The sequence below is a fragment of the Paenibacillus taichungensis genome (assembly GCF_013359905.1).
Classification (GTDB): Bacteria; Bacillota; Bacilli; order Paenibacillales; family Paenibacillaceae; genus Paenibacillus; species Paenibacillus taichungensis.
On sequence record NZ_JABMCC010000115.1, the window covers coordinates 692845 to 706510 of the forward strand.

13 protein-coding genes are annotated in these 13666 nt (G+C 46.5%); 9 read left to right on the plus strand and 4 right to left on the minus strand.

The features are described 5' to 3' along the window. The first annotated feature begins 51 nt into the window (after positions 1-51). From HP548_RS22240 to HP548_RS22265, 6 genes are all read left to right on the plus strand, one after another. Complete coding sequence (locus HP548_RS22240) at positions 52-1776, plus strand: ABC transporter substrate-binding protein (protein ID WP_175382881.1); 1725 nt, start codon at positions 52-54, stop codon at positions 1774-1776. A gap of 101 nt (positions 1777-1877) precedes the next feature. Further along, complete coding sequence (locus HP548_RS22245; protein WP_063563946.1) at positions 1878-2834, plus strand: ABC transporter permease; 957 nt, start codon at positions 1878-1880, stop codon at positions 2832-2834. 13 nt (positions 2835-2847) lie between these two features. Then, positions 2848-3789 (plus strand): oligopeptide ABC transporter permease, encoded by a 942-nt coding sequence (opp4C, locus tag HP548_RS22250; protein WP_099853979.1) that lies wholly within the window; start codon positions 2848-2850, stop codon positions 3787-3789. A 9-nt stretch (positions 3790-3798) separates the two neighbouring features. Further along, on the plus strand, positions 3799-4782 hold the full coding sequence (locus tag HP548_RS22255; RefSeq protein ID WP_175382882.1) for an ABC transporter ATP-binding protein: 984 nt from the start codon (positions 3799-3801) through the stop codon (positions 4780-4782). After that, positions 4775-5740: an ABC transporter ATP-binding protein gene (locus HP548_RS22260; RefSeq protein ID WP_076288624.1), complete on the plus strand. Its 966-nt coding sequence runs from the start codon at positions 4775-4777 to the stop codon at positions 5738-5740. The genes HP548_RS22255 and HP548_RS22260 overlap by 8 nt, the downstream gene beginning before the upstream one ends. 225 nt (positions 5741-5965) lie before the next feature. Continuing rightward, on the plus strand, positions 5966-6457 hold the full coding sequence (locus tag HP548_RS22265) for a hypothetical protein (RefSeq protein ID WP_076288625.1): 492 nt from the start codon (positions 5966-5968) through the stop codon (positions 6455-6457). A 1-nt stretch (position 6458) separates the two neighbouring features. On the opposite strand, the gene HP548_RS22270 is transcribed toward HP548_RS22265, so the two are convergent. The 4 genes from HP548_RS22270 to HP548_RS22285 all read right to left on the minus strand — a co-directional run bounded on the left by HP548_RS22270 (position 6459) and on the right by HP548_RS22285 (position 10756). After that, the gene (locus HP548_RS22270; protein ID WP_099853973.1) at positions 6459-7427 is read right to left on the minus strand and encodes a hypothetical protein; all 969 of its coding nucleotides are present in this window, start codon (positions 7425-7427) and stop codon (positions 6459-6461) included. Continuing rightward, positions 7405-7995 (minus strand): RNA polymerase sigma factor, encoded by a 591-nt coding sequence (locus tag HP548_RS22275; RefSeq protein WP_076288627.1) that lies wholly within the window; start codon positions 7993-7995, stop codon positions 7405-7407. Before HP548_RS22275 ends, HP548_RS22270 begins: the two co-directional genes overlap by 23 nt. A gap of 212 nt (positions 7996-8207) precedes the next feature. After that, on the minus strand, positions 8208-9440 hold the full coding sequence (locus tag HP548_RS22280) for an aminopeptidase (protein WP_175382883.1): 1233 nt from the start codon (positions 9438-9440) through the stop codon (positions 8208-8210). Between the two features lie 83 nt (positions 9441-9523). Continuing rightward, positions 9524-10756, minus strand: coding sequence for an aminopeptidase (locus HP548_RS22285; protein WP_175382884.1), 1233 nt, complete (start codon positions 10754-10756; stop codon positions 9524-9526). Between the two features lie 214 nt (positions 10757-10970). Between HP548_RS22285 and HP548_RS22290 the strand changes: the two genes are divergently transcribed. The 3 genes from HP548_RS22290 (at position 10971) to HP548_RS22300 (ending at position 13455) form a co-directional block, all read left to right on the plus strand. Further along, entirely contained in the window at positions 10971-11237 is a 267-nt protein-coding gene (locus HP548_RS22290; RefSeq protein WP_083678844.1) for a hypothetical protein, read from the plus strand. A gap of 184 nt (positions 11238-11421) precedes the next feature. Further along, entirely contained in the window at positions 11422-12231 is an 810-nt protein-coding gene (locus HP548_RS22295; protein ID WP_175382885.1) for an MBL fold metallo-hydrolase, read from the plus strand. A 213-nt stretch (positions 12232-12444) separates the two neighbouring features. Continuing rightward, a complete protein-coding gene (locus HP548_RS22300) occupies positions 12445-13455 on the plus strand; it encodes an aldose 1-epimerase (RefSeq protein ID WP_175382886.1) in 1011 nt (336 codons plus the stop codon). Positions 13456-13666 lie beyond the last annotated feature (211 nt).

Sequence of the window (13666 nt, forward strand, 5' to 3'; positions counted from 1 at the left end):
GAATGGCTGAGCGAGAAAAATATGGATTATTTATGAATTGGGGAGGATTTTATGAGAGTGAAAGGTTTATCCGTGGCATCGTTAATCATCAGTAGTGCGATTGTGTTATCGGCATGTGCTGGAGGTGGGGGAGCAGAGACCACTACTGCTGGAAGCGGGACAACAAATTCGGGCACACAAGCGACTCCGGTTTCAGCAGCACTGGATGCACCCTTTCAGGCAACGGACCTGAATCAATTACCTGAGACGGCAAAAAAACGAACGGATACGGTGATTGTGGGACTTACGGATCCCAGTGGGGCTTTCACACCGTACTTCCATCAGAGTGGATATGATGGCAACGTTGCTTCATTGCTATTTGCTTCACTTGTGACCGTAGATGAGAAAGGATTGCCTGTTCCTGATCTCGCTGAAAGCTGGGATGTGTCAGACGATCAGCGTACATACACGTTTCATCTGAGAAAAGATTCCAAGTTCAGTGACGGCTCCGCGCTCACCGCAGATGATATTGCTTTTACATGGACCATTCTGCATGACAAGTCGTATGACGGTGGATTCGATATTTTCTCCACCAAGGTGAAAGGCGGTAAAGCGTATACCAAAGGAAAGGCAGATCACATCGAGGGTATTAAGGTCATTGATCCGTTAACGATCTCGGTCACGCTGGAACAACCCAACGCAACTGCTCTGCTTACATTGGGCTCAGAGGTGTTATCCAAAGCCTACTACGGCAAAGACTATCAATTCGGCAAGCTTGAATACATTAAAAATCTTCATGCAACACCTGTAGGCAATGGTCCTTATAAACTCGAAAAGTTCATTCCGGGTCAGGAAGTTCGATTCGTTGCCAACGAATTCTACTACAAGGGCAAACCGAAAACCGAGCACTTCATATATAAAACATCGGAAGGAGACACCTGGCAGTTTATTGAGACCGGAGAGATCGACTTCACTTCGTTCACGGCTACCCAGGAGAATATCGATAAGCTGAAAAATATCCCATACCTTAACCTTCTACCTTACACACCAAGTACATACGGATATTTACAGCTTAATCTGGAGCATGAACAGCTTCAGGAAAAAGAAGTACGGCAAGCCATCACCTATGGCCTGGATCGTCAGTCCATCTATGTGGACGCCAACCAAGGGGCAGGGGCTGTTGCCAACATCCCGACTTCACCTATTTCCTGGTCATATACGGAAGAAGGTATTAATCCATATGCCTATGATCCGGACAAAGCCAATCAATTGCTGGACGACGCAGGTTGGGTGCCTGGAGCGGATGGCATCCGTGAGAAAAACGGGAAGAAGTTGTCCCTGCATTTCCTCGGAACGAAGAGTCCGGCCACTGATATCTTCATTGCGGTGGCCAAAGAAAACTTTGAAGCGATTGGCGTGCAGTTCCAGCCGGAAGTCTTCGCTGATTTCAACTCGCTTGTTTCCAAAGTGGAGGGTGGCGATTACGATGTAGCTTCCTTCTCTACACCGATGTTAACGGATCCTTCGGACGGTGTACTGCAATTTGTGGATGGTGAGCTGAAGGGCTACGACAATCCCAAAGTGAAAGAGCTGTACAACAAAGGTCTGGCTACGACAGACATTGAGGAGCGTAAGACAGTATACAAAGAGCTGTACCAGTTGCTCAACGATGAGCTGCCTGTCATTTTCACCAGTTACAAAAAAACAGTTTACGCCTATAACGGTCGGATCGATGGACTCTCTGTCAGTCCATACCGCGGGATTGCAACCAGCTTGCCGGAATGGTCTCTGAAATAAGCGGTGGTATGAATCAAGAAACATCAATACCGAAATAAACAAAACGTCCCTTGTGTTTGCGATGTCGCAGATGCAGGGGACGCATTGATAAGGAGCCTGATATGAGCACTTACATTGTGAAACGGATGACATATATGGTTCTTATTTTGCTGGCCGCTTCCGTTCTGATCTTCAGTCTGTATGCACTTACCCCTGGCGACTACATCTCCAGCAACATTAAGCTGAGTCCTGAGCGCAAGGCCGAACTGCGAGAATTATATGGACTGGACAAGCCCGTTATCGAACGATATCTCATCTGGATGAAAAATGCTGTACACGGGGACTTCGGATATTCATTGGCACAACAAAAGCCAGTGCTCTCGCTGTTCAACGAATATATCTGGAATTCATTCCTGTTAGCTGCGGTGACCACATTCCTGACCTGGTTTATCGCGGTTATTATCGGTGTGATCGCTGCCTATAAGCAGTACTCGTGGTTCGATACCTTCGTGATGATAGGCATATTTGCAGCCATGTCCGTGCCATCTTTCTTTATCGGATTGTTTTTGATCAAACTGCTGGCGGTTGACCTAAAATGGTTGCCTCCAGGCGGCATGATGACTACAGGAAGTAATGCTACCGGTCTGGCCTATGTCAAAGAGGTGATTCAACACATGACCTTGCCTGTAATTGTTATGACCCTTCTCGGGGTAGGCTCACTTACCCGTTACTTCCGCAGCAACATGATTGATGTGATCAAGCAGGATTATATTCGCACAGCACGAGCCAAAGGTTTAAAAGAAAGCAAAGTTTTATACACCCATGCCTTGCGCAATGCTCTGTTGCCTGCGATAACACTGATTGGATTCGAGCTGCCGTCCTTATTCGGTGGTTCACTTATTATTGAGAAAATATTCAGCTGGCCTGGTATCGGCCAGTTATATATGCAGTCCTTTTCGCTACGGGATTATCCGCTGCTGATGGGCTTTACCATGTTTATCGCCATTCTGACCGTCATTGGAACGCTGCTGTCTGATGTGCTCTATCACATCGCAGATCCGCGTGTCCGTTTGCAATAGGGGGGCTATGAACATGACAATCTCTTCATCGTCTGTAACGAGAAATGCCGCAGAAGCTACCTTACCTTCAAAGGTTCCGGCCAAGTCTTCTTTATGGAAATTGTCGATCCGAAGACTGCTCAAGAACAAACTTGCTGTTGGCGGATTCATCGTGGTTTTGTTGATGTTTGTTGCTTGTTTCATTGGACCGCTGTTCTCACCATATACCGATAACAAGATCAATATGACAGCGATGAAACAAGGCCCCGGCATTCATCACTGGCTTGGTACGGATGCGCTTGGTAGGGATGTGCTTACCCGTGTGCTGATGGCTGGTCGTATCTCGCTCACTGTTGGTTTGGCCTCCATGGTTCTATCCGTATTTATCGGCTCTTTGCTTGGAGCCATCGCCGGATATTATCGTGGCATTGTTGATCAGGTCATTATGCGGATTGCCGACTTGCTGCTTACGATCCCGGGATTGCCGCTACTGTTCATTTTCGGCGCGTTGTTATCGGATTGGAAGGTTCCGCCGGATTCCAGAATGTATATCGTCATGTTGATGCTCAGCTTTGTCAACTGGCCCGGTATGGCCCGAATGGTACGGGGACAGATGTTAAGCTTGCGAGAACGTGAGTTCATGCAGGCCGCTATTGTTCTTGGCTTGCGTGACCGTCGCAAACTGTTTCACCATCTTCTGCCCAATATCGTTCCGCTTCTCATCGTCATGGCGACTCTGAATATCGGAGGGTCCATTCTCAGCGAATCGGTACTTAGCTTTTTTGGACTGGGTGTCATGCCCCCAACGCCTACATGGGGCAATATGATCGATGCAGCCAACAACATGATTGATTTTCAACAGCATCCGTGGTTATGGATTCCGCCAGGGCTGTCCATTTTCGTGACCGTTATTGCGATTAACATTTTTGGTGATGGTCTTCGAGACGTATTAGATCCCAAACAGAAGAGAAGGTGAGCACGCCTCATGCAAAATATGATTGAAATTGAACAACTTGAAACTCATTTTTACTCAGAAGAAGGAAATGTCAAAGCCGTGGACGGCGTAAGCCTGAATGTACGTGAAGGGGAGACGGTGTGCATCGTTGGTGAATCAGGCTGTGGCAAAAGTGTAACCGCCATGTCGATTATGGGATTGATTGAAGAACCGGCTGGCAAGGTAGTAGGAGGTGTGATCCGTTTTGATGGACGGGATCTGCTCCGGGAAAGTAAATCTTCGCTGCGTGCCATCCGGGGCAATGACATCTCCATGATTTTTCAGGAACCGATGTCCTCGTTGAATCCCGTGCTGAAGATCGGTGAGCAATTAATGGAGCCGCTGATTGTACACTTGAAAATGAGTAAAAAGCAGGCTCGTGCCAGAGCGGTTGAGCTGATTGCCGAAGTTGGCATTTCACGTCCCGAACAGATTGCAAACAGCTATCCGCATGAGCTGAGTGGAGGTATGCTGCAGCGCATTATGATTGCCATTGCCATCTCATGTAACCCGAAACTGTTAATCGCGGATGAACCAACCACCGCACTGGATGTGACCATTCAAGCGCAGATATTGGATATGTTACAACACATCAAGTCCCAATCAGGAACCTCCATTCTGATGATTACGCATGACCTTGGCGTTGTAGCCGAGATGGCGGATTATGTCGTTGTAATGTATGCAGGCAAAGTGGTGGAAGAGGGGAAAGTGGTGCAATTATTTGAATCTCCCAAACATCCATATACCCAAGGATTACTACGCTCCAAGCCAATTATCAATCAACGGCAGGATGAATTGTATTCGATACCCGGACATGTACCTGATCCACTGTCCTTAAAAGATTCCTGTCATTTTGCTGATCGTTGTGAGCACTGTATGTCGATATGCACCACGCAAATGCCGACGCTGAAGCAGCTTGGACCTGGTCAGAAGGCTGCATGCTTTCTGTATGAGGAGGCATTGAGTCATGTCTGAACCTCTATTGGAAATTGAACATCTCAAAACCTATTTCCCAGTGCGCAAAGGCTTATTAAATCGTACGGTAGCCCATGTGAAAGCAGTCGATGATATCAGCATCACGATTCATGAAGGCGAGACGTTTGGATTAGTGGGTGAATCCGGAAGTGGCAAGAGCACCGTTGGAAGAACGATCGTGCGATTAACGGAAAAAACGGAAGGACAGATTCGTTTTCAAGGTGTTGACTTGCATCAGTTATCTATGCAGGAAGTGCGGAAGATCCGTCCGCAGCTTCAACTTATTTTCCAGGACCCCTACAGTTCACTGAACCCGCGCATTCGCATTGGTGATGCGATCGGGGAGGCTGTATTGGATCATGGGTTGGCTACCGCAAGCGAGGTTCGTGATCTCGTCAAGGAGGTACTCGGAGCCTGCGGATTGTCATCTTATCATATTGATCGTTTTCCCCATGAGTTCTCTGGTGGACAGCGACAACGGATTGGGATTGCGCGAGCTTTGATCTTAAATCCGAAACTGATTATCGCAGATGAACCGGTATCAGCACTGGACGTGTCTATTCAGGCTCAGATTATCAACCTGTTCAGACGGCTTCAGCAAGAGCGTGGCCTTGCTTACTTGTTTATTTCGCATGATCTGAGTGTGGTGGAACATCTGTGTGACCGTATTGGAGTGATGTATCTGGGCTCCATGGTCGAGACGGCCTCCAGAGATGAGTTGTTCGGCAATCCACTGCATCCGTATACGAAAGCCCTGCTATCAGCTGTACCTGTGCCGATTCCCAAATTGAAACGGGAACGAATTGTGCTTAAAGGGGATATCCCCAGTCCGGTGAATCCGCCAACTGGATGCAAGTTTCATACGCGTTGTCCATGGGCAGAAGATATCTGCAAGCAGCAAATTCCAGCGTATCGGAACGTTGGAGCGGATCATTTTGTAGCCTGTCATTTGGTCTGAAGCATGTGAGAGTAATTTCATATCAACGGTATCTTATGGATACGTAATGGAATTATTTAGGTTTCATCCATTCTGTATGTGTTCATTCGAAGAAGTATCAAAGTACCAAAAGACGCTGCCGACATGTAAGTCGGAGCGTCTTTTATTTTTTTTGAAACCTTCTAACCACTACATCCGTTTAATATTTACACAAAATCAAATTTGGAAAATGAAGGGTGGATACATATGCGGAAATTAAGAATAACGTCCATGCTGAAAGTCATGATTGTTGCAGCACTAACGGCACCCATAATTCTTGCGCTACCAACCGAAGAGGTTGCTGTTGCCAGTCCAAGTATCCAGCCTCACGCGCTTACTCCACCGCCACCGCCTTTGGAACCAAGTATTCATGCACTGACTTCCCCAAAATATATTTATCAGGCAGAGGGGACTGTTATACCTGGAGGGGGGCTGACTGCGGTTGTAAATACAACAACAACGACCTTCTCGGAAATGAAATCGCTGCAAGTCGATTATCGACTTGAACGCTGGACGGGATCGGCCTGGATTCTCTATCAATCCGGTTCCAAGAAGAAAACCCAAACGCAGACCCTGAATGCCCAATCGAGCTGGACCGTGATAACCGGCTATTACTATCGAGTCGTCAGTCTTCACACGGCCGATGATGGGGTCAAGCCTGAGACGACAACACATATTTCAAGCAATGTATTATTTTAATTTACTTGCGAGTACTACCTGGAAATTTTTGTTCCTGCAGGTCGTTGGCAATGGCAGTCATCTCTTCTTCCGAGACGGTTCCGAATAAGCTCATATTGACAGAACCCATCATCCATTGAAAGGTATTATAGGGGGGACCGAGGTACATAAATGCATCGCTGCCATCAGCCAATTTGACGATACTTGTTTCGCGAAGCATGGGCCCCTCAATGACCTGACCAGGCGAAACATAGGCATAATCAAACTGAATGACTTCTTCTTCACCATTTTTGCCTTCGCCACTATAACGAACCCTCATTCGTTGAGATTCGTAATAATCTTCCGGATTGACGGGATTGAGGGTATCCAGCATGAGCTCAAATTTGATCTTTGTAAACCGCTCGGGAATCGCTTTTGATAACAAAAAATCACCCATAAATCCCGAGCGTGCTATTTCCTTGGTTACAACAATAGGTTCAAGTAAATGTGATGTCTCATAGAAGGGGAGAACAATATCTTCATCCTCTTCTGGTTCGTCTCCAGAATAGAATTTGGGAGCTTCATTAACTCCTCGTTCAGGAGGTGGAGGGGTCTTAGCTGTCGACGGATCAGCGCCAAAATGAGTAGTGCGATCCTCAATAACAATGGATTTCATCCCATTGCCCCATTCCTTGATCGATTGTACAAAAGGGGAGACGGCTTGCGTCCCGGTAGGCATACTGAAGATGACGGCGCCGATGGTCACGGACGCAGCCACAATAACAGATAAACGTATGGTGCGCATTCTTTTCTTGCGTGCGCCAACCCGGGCAATTTCCTTTTGAACTCGGAGCCAGGATTGACGCATAGGTTCGGTGTTGGAAGCAGGGGTGGCAGATGCAGCCTGATGGAAGGCTTCGTCAAAAGCCATATCAAACGCGGCATCGAAAAAATCGTCTTCCAGCTCTGAATCGAATGAATCAATATGCTTATCGGATTTGCCTTTGCTCAATACTTCCACCCCATTCCTTATGTAATTTCTTTTTGATACTTCCGCGGGCTCTGAACAAACGTTGCTTCACAATTTCTTCGGATGTATCAAGCAGATCGGCCATTTCCCGATAGGAAAGACCCTCTTTCCAGCGTAGCTCCACAAGTACACGGTATTCCGGCTTAAGCTGTTCCAGATAGAATTCGATGGATTCCTGCATCATTTGAGTCTCCACCGTGCTCTCCACGGAAGCGGCCGTCTGATTAATTGTCTCCATATCTATAAAAACACTATCCGTATCCAGTTGGTTACGGTTATTTTTATTTTTTCTCAGATAATTAATGGCGGTATTCCGTGTGACAACCTTCAGCCATGCTTTCAGTTTGACTTCGTTGTCGAAGAGAGGTTTGTTTTTTATGATTTTAATAAAAGCTTCCTGAATGATATCTTCTGCTGCTGCACGTTCTTTGATGATGTAAACGATGAGACCATGTACCATATTATAGTATTCGTAGTACACTTCTTCTTGAAGCTGCGGGCCCAAATTATGGAAATCTGAGGCTAAGAGTAATTGGAGCCGATTGGCCATGATGTTCTCCTTTCTGGTGAACAATCCACAAACATTGGTATCATTTCATTTTACAACATTATATGGAAGCGATACAATGGGAGGTTAGTCTGACAGAAGCGGAAAAAGTATAGCCGAAATAGAAAGAGGCCGCCTCACTAACCACTAAATCATGGTCAGTAGGCAGCCTCTATGAGTTACTTAATAATCGCAGAATAACAGGTACAAATGGCTTAGAAAGCCCAGTCACCGTTCAGGAAGATGGCTTCACGCTCACCATTTGCTGTCACGCCATAAATATTCGTTTCCGGCGATCCCATCATGAAGTCTACGTGAGTAATGCTGGAGTTCATGCCGCGAGCTGCAAGCTCCTCGGTTGACATGGTTTTGCCACCATCGATATTGAAGGCATAGGAACTACCGATAGCGAGGTGACATGAAGCATTCTCATCATATAGCGTTGTGTAATAGAGAATACCACTTTCCGAGATTGGAGAATGGAAGGGCACCAAAGCGACTTCACCGAGATAATGGGAACCTTCATCCATATTGATGAGTCTTTCTAGTGTATCTTGACCTTCTTCGGCGTGGAAATCAATGATGCGTCCTTTTTCAAACGTAAGAGAGAAGCGATCAATGATACTTCCGCCATAACTGAGTGGTTTGGTGCTAGACACTTTACCGTTCACCCCAAATTTGGCTGGTGCTGTGAATACTTCCTCTGTCGGAATGTTGGCCACAAAACGAGTGCCTTGTTCATTAATGCTGCCCGCTTGCGCCCAAATGTGCCCTTCAGGAAGATCAACGGTAAGGTCGGTTCCCGGTGAGACAAAATGCAGAGTTTTATATTTTTTGCTGTTCAGGGCAACTGCTTTGTGCTCCAAACGCTCAATATGCTGCTCCCAAGCCGCTACAGGATCTTCCAGATCAGCTCTTACAGCAGCAAAAATGGCTTCCCAGAGCTGTTTCATCTGCTCAGCAGGGGGAAGGTCAGGGAATACTTTGGCGGCCCAATCCGGCGAAGGACAGGCTACTCCTGTCCAGCTCATTTTGTCTGCCTGCTGATACTGACGATATTTGGACATCGCCTGACCGTATGTACGCTGATGAGTGGAAATGCGTTCTGGATCGATGCCTTTTAGCAGGTCCGGGCTGGATGACAATACGGTCAAGAACGCAGCATTGTTCGCTGCCAGCTCCTCAAGCTCAGCGGCATGCCATTTCGGTGTATCTTGGAAGGAGTCCTCAGGGGCCATTTCAAACCGCAGTCGATTGACAGTTTCGTCTCCATATTTGACGATAACTTTCTTTGCTCCGGCCTCGTAGCCTTTGCGCACCAACAGACGCACGAATTCAGCTGTATCAATCATCGCGCTGATAACGAAGATTTGTCCGGGCTGAACGTTGGCTCCAACTTTTACAGCCAATTCAGCATAACGATCCAGTTTTTGTTCAAAACTCAACATATCAAGTTCCTCCATATCATGAATGCCCCGCATACGCAGGAAAAGAGAGGAGTGACCCTCTCTCTCATTTACACTATTTTAAATTAGAAAGCCCAGTTGCCTTGAAGGAAGATTGGCTCTTCACTACCTTCAGAAGTAACACCGTGAATGTTCATTTCTCCTGATCCAATCATGAAATCCACATGAGTGAGACTGGAGTTCATGCCATGGCTGATCAATTCCTCTTTGGACATCGTTTTGCCGCCTTCCAGACAGAAGGCATAGGCGTTCCCGATAGCCAAATGGTTGGATGCATTTTCATCAAAGAGGGTGTTGTAGAACAAAATATTCGTGTCTGAAATTGGCGATTGATGTGGAACGAGAGCTACTTCACCCAGATAATGTGCGCCTTCATCCATTTCAATCAAGCTTTTCAATGAATCGAGTCCTTGTTCGGCAGTATAATCGACAATTCGGCCATTTTCGAAAGTGATGGAGAAGCCGTCGATCAGGTTGCCGCCATAGCTCAGTGGCTTGGTGCTGCGAACTGTTCCGTTAACTCCAGTTTTCAGTGGAGCTGTGAACACTTCCTCTGTAGGCATATTAGCAACGAAGACATGTCCCTGCTCATTGATGCTGCCACCGGATACCCACAGATGTCCTTCAGGAAGCTCGATTGTAAGGTCTGTGCCAGGTGCAGTATAGTGAAGTTTTTTGTATTTTTTCTTGTTAAGCAGATCTGCACGGGAGTCGAGATTCAGCAAATGTGTTTTCCATTCTGCGACAGCATCCTGCTCACCGATGCGAACGGTTTTGAAGATGACATCCCATAATTTATCAATTTGCTGCTGTGCCGGAAGATCAGGGAATACTTTGGCTGCCCATTCAGGGGAAGGAACGGCCACAATGGACCAGCTGAATTTGTCTGCCATCTGATAGGAACGATATTTCTCCATCGCTTTACCACGAACTTTCTGACTAGTCACGATGCGTTCTTGAGGAACGCCTGCAAGCAGATCCGGATTTTCTGCAATAACATGCAGAATGGCGGCACCTTCTTCTACGAGTTCAGTCATTTCTCCTGCAAACCATTTTGGTTCAATAGAGAAGGATTCTTCTGGTGCGAGATCATAATGAAGACGTGTAATAACCTCATCGCTCCAGTTTACTTTGACCAGCTTGGCACCTGTGCCATAAGCAGCTTTGACGATTAGGCGTACAAAATGTGCTGCCGAGATTGGTGCGTTCACGACGAGAGTCTGCCCAGGATGGACATTAACACCGACTTTGACAGCCAGTTCGGCATATTGTTGTAAATTCGTTTCAAAATTGTTCATGCTATTTTTTCCTCCTGTTTGGTATAATGTCGTAGCTGTTTGTTATTATAGTCCTCATTACAGGTATGTAAGGAGTCAGTATGGTTCCCTCATTGAATAAGGTATACGTTGCTACGATATATATTGTACAATTAACCAATAATAATTACCAAACTAGGTTTACCATAAATTGTGGAGACCTGCAACTGAAGAGAGATTAAAGGAGAGAACGATTGTGAATATTGAGATTATTCGTGCAGAGATGCGTCGTGAAGATGAGAAGAATTATGTAGGTAATACGGTTTTTCGTGCAGAAGGCGAAAAGTCAGTTTATGAGATTACGTTTATGAGCAAGAACGGCAAGGATTGGGACTATAGTCTGCATTTCACTGAACAATCCGGTGATGAAGATGAATTGTTGCGTATGGACGAGCTGCTGGAAAACGATGACGATATGTACAATCAGCTGCTTGATGCGGCACTGGACGCTTTCCCGGCATAATAGGATCGAAAGGTTCTTGTTCTAATATGGAATGTAGCTGATTATACTAGACGGTGTATGCCTGAAACAGGGCGTCCACCGTCTATTTTATTGGGAATAAGGAATAGTTACTCCAGAAAAGGGAAGTCTATGACAGATGAATGGAACCAGAGAGACAATCCGCCTGAATGGGAGGTAACCGTGAATGGCATCTGACAATCTGATTACAGCAGGAATGACGGGACTTGAAGAAGTCGCGCACGATATCCTCAGTCTGCGTACACTGTTCGTTAATGTTGTGTTCATCGGGGAGCCTGGAAGCAGGAACTGGGTGCTCGTGGACACTGGAATGGCGAGTTTCACTGATCAGATTCTTCATGTTGCAACTGAACGCTTTCCTGGTCCACCGTCTGCGATTATTTTGACACATGGTCATTTTGATCACGTCGGGACCGTCATCGAACTGGAACAATTCTGGGGCGTCCCGGTGTACGCACACCCGCTGGAACTGCCTTATTTGACAGGTGTGAAGGATTATCCTCCGGCCGACCCTACTGTTGGTGGCGGTTTGATGGCACGGCTGTCATTTGCTTACCCTAATGAAGCTATTAATCTGGATGATCGGATATTCAGTCTGCCGGATGATCATTCCATCCCAGGTGTTTCTGGCTGGGAATGGTTGCATACACCAGGTCATACACCGGGCCATGTGTCGCTATTTCGAAAAGAAGACCGTACACTGATTGCGGGAGACGCGATCGTCACCGTGAAACAGGAATCGCTCTGGAGTGTGCTGCTTCAGGACAAACAGTTGCACGGTCCACCCGCGTATTTCACGACGGATTGGCAAGCGGCTCATCGATCAGTTCAGCATATTCGTCGACTGGAGCCCATAGTTGCTGTTACCGGGCACGGACATTCCTTAACCGGAGAAATGCTGAGAGATTCGCTGGAGCGACTCGATCTTGATTTTAAACAGACCGCCGTTCCGGATCACGGCAAATATGTGGATTGATAGAGCAGATGCCATACATGGGTATTCCATTGAAATCTGGAATGATTCATTACGGCAGCATAAGGGGATGGAGACAGCCACGGAGCATCGTAGCTGTCTTTTTTGTCGTTCCATCATGAATTTGTTCTCTATCATAGATTGGTATTTTGTGCCCGGTCATGATATAGTCGAGCCGTATAATATAACCTTAGTATGCAGGAGGTACATATAACGATGACACAGCAAAATGCAGCTTTCGAAGAACAATTTGGAGGTATACCAGCCGTCTGGCTTCGTTTTAATCAATTCGAAGCGGCAGTTATTCCGAGTGTGGGTGCCAACCTGGTCGCTTTCCGTGATACAGAGCAGGGATTCCGTTATTTGCGTGAGCCAGACCAGGAACAGATGGATGAATTTATGGCTGCACCTGCCGTATACGGTATTCCGATTCTTTCCCCACCAAATCGCTATGAGGATGGTCGCTTCCCCTGGAATGGTGAAGTTTATGAACTACCTATAAACGAACCAGCTACAGGCAACCACCTGCATGGATTCCTGCATGATGCCGAGTGGAAGGTTGATGGGTTCGGTTCTGACGAGTTGGAGAGTTATGTTGTGCTCAGTCAGGAAGTGAAGGAAGGACATGAGTTCTACAAATACCTGCCGTTCACCTTCACAGTGACGCTCCGTTACTCGCTAAGTAGTCTGGGACTTCAGCAGCAATTGAATGTTCGGAATAACGGGAAGGAACGTATGCCGAACCTGTTCGCATTCCATACAGCCATTAGCGTACCTTTTGCACCGGAAAGCCAGGCATCCGATTACACCGCCAAAATAACGATTGGTCAGCGTCGTGAATTGAATGAACGTTCTTTACCTACAGGACAATTTCAACCGCTTACACCAGAGGAAGAGCAATTAAAGGAAGAGGGCGTTAGTCCGTTTTTTGCAGCCATGGACAACCACTACACGGCTGAACCACAGAACGGTCGCAACTATATGGAGCTTACTGATCATCGTACCGGTGACAAGCTGGTATATGATGTAGGGACTTCGTACAAGCACTGGATGATCTGGAATAACAATATGGCTGGCGGATTCTTCTGTCCTGAGCCACAGATGAACCTCGTTAACGCCCCGAATGTACAAGGCATTCCTGCTGAAGAGATCGGTCTGATTGGTCTTGAGCCGGGCGAATTATTCGAGCAAACCAGCCGTCTATATCCGATCAAAGCTCAAAAATAAATACTCAAGCACTTTGCTTCACGCTTACATTTTTGTCGAAAAGGTGAAAATTGCACAGGCAATCATGTATAATATGACAAGATACACAAGCTTTGCTCATAAAAAGCATTTTGCATAAATCCCAAAAATGACTTTGGAATCAACAGATGTAAGATGCTGTGAAGAAAAGAATGTATACGTATTTTTTTAGAGACCCAAACCATCTTTTTGG